We start from the raw sequence: 1,792 nt of genomic DNA on the forward strand, positions 1-1,792 counted from the left end.
TGTCGATATCAGCGATGATATCTTAAAAGAAAATTACTAAGATGAACGATATTTTGTGAATATCTTGATATTAGTTACATTATCTAGTTTTCAAGGAACAACTGCGACAAATCGTAAGATTTGTCAATATAGAGAGAATGCTCTCTCAAAACTAAACAAAACAACAAGCGTACATTCCTTAGAAAGGAGGTGATCCAGCCGCACCTTCCGATACGGCTACCTTGTTACGACTTCACCCCAATCATCTGTCCCACCTTAGGCGGCTGGCTCCAAAAGGTTACCCCACCGACTTCGGGTGTTACAAACTCTCGTGGTGTGACGGGCGGTGTGTACAAGGCCCGGGAACGTATTCACCGCGGCATGCTGATCCGCGATTACTAGCGATTCCGGCTTCATGCAGGCGAGTTGCAGCCTGCAATCCGAACTGAGAACGGTTTTATGGGATTGGCTCGACCTCGCGGTTTTGCTGCCCTTTGTACCGTCCATTGTAGCACGTGTGTAGCCCAGGTCATAAGGGGCATGATGATTTGACGTCATCCCCACCTTCCTCCGGTTTGTCACCGGCAGTCACCTTAGAGTGCCCAACTGAATGCTGGCAACTAAGATCAAGGGTTGCGCTCGTTGCGGGACTTAACCCAACATCTCACGACACGAGCTGACGACAACCATGCACCACCTGTCACTCTGTCCCCCGAAGGGGAACGTCCTATCTCTAGGAGTGTCAGAGGATGTCAAGACCTGGTAAGGTTCTTCGCGTTGCTTCGAATTAAACCACATGCTCCACCGCTTGTGCGGGCCCCCGTCAATTCCTTTGAGTTTCAGTCTTGCGACCGTACTCCCCAGGCGGAGTGCTTAATGCGTTAGCTGCAGCACTAAAGGGCGGAAACCCTCTAACACTTAGCACTCATCGTTTACGGCGTGGACTACCAGGGTATCTAATCCTGTTTGCTCCCCACGCTTTCGCGCCTCAGTGTCAGTTACAGACCAGAAAGTCGCCTTCGCCACTGGTGTTCCTCCAAATCTCTACGCATTTCACCGCTACACTTGGAATTCCACTTTCCTCTTCTGCACTCAAGTCCCCCAGTTTCCAATGACCCTCCACGGTTGAGCCGTGGGCTTTCACATCAGACTTAAAGGACCACCTGCGCGCGCTTTACGCCCAATAATTCCGGACAACGCTTGCCACCTACGTATTACCGCGGCTGCTGGCACGTAGTTAGCCGTGGCTTTCTGGTTAGGTACCGTCAAGGTGCGAGCAGTTACTCTCGCACTTGTTCTTCCCTAACAACAGAGCTTTACGACCCGAAGGCCTTCATCGCTCACGCGGCGTTGCTCCATCAGACTTTCGTCCATTGTGGAAGATTCCCTACTGCTGCCTCCCGTAGGAGTCTGGGCCGTGTCTCAGTCCCAGTGTGGCCGATCACCCTCTCAGGTCGGCTACGCATCGTCGCCTTGGTGAGCCGTTACCTCACCAACTAGCTAATGCGCCGCGGGCCCATCTGTAAGTGATAGCCGAAACCATCTTTCAATAAAGAACCAGGAGGTTCCTTATATTATCCGGTATTAGCTCCGGTTTCCCGAAGTTATCCCAGTCTTACAGGCAGGTTGCCCACGTGTTACTCACCCGTCCGCCGCTGACCTTTCAAAAGCAAGCTTTTAAAAGGTCCGCTCGACTTGCATGTATTAGGCACGCCGCCAGCGTTCGTCCTGAGCCAGGATCAAACTCTCCAATAAAGAGTCTGAGCTTTTGCTCAAAATTTGCTAGCTTGTGTTACTTAAATCATTTTGTCGT

General features: G+C 51.3%; 1 rRNA gene. It reads right to left on the bottom strand.

Annotation, left to right across the window (positions count from 1 at the left end):
• Window positions 1-182 precede the first annotated feature (182 nt).
• Window positions 183-1,734 (bottom strand): 16S ribosomal RNA (locus tag AAV98_RS19580).
• Window positions 1,735-1,792: the final 58 nt, after the last annotated feature.

It is taken from the genome of Bacillus sp. CHD6a (genome assembly GCF_001293645.1).
In the GTDB taxonomy this organism is placed as follows: Bacteria; Bacillota; Bacilli; order Bacillales; family Bacillaceae_I; genus Sutcliffiella_A.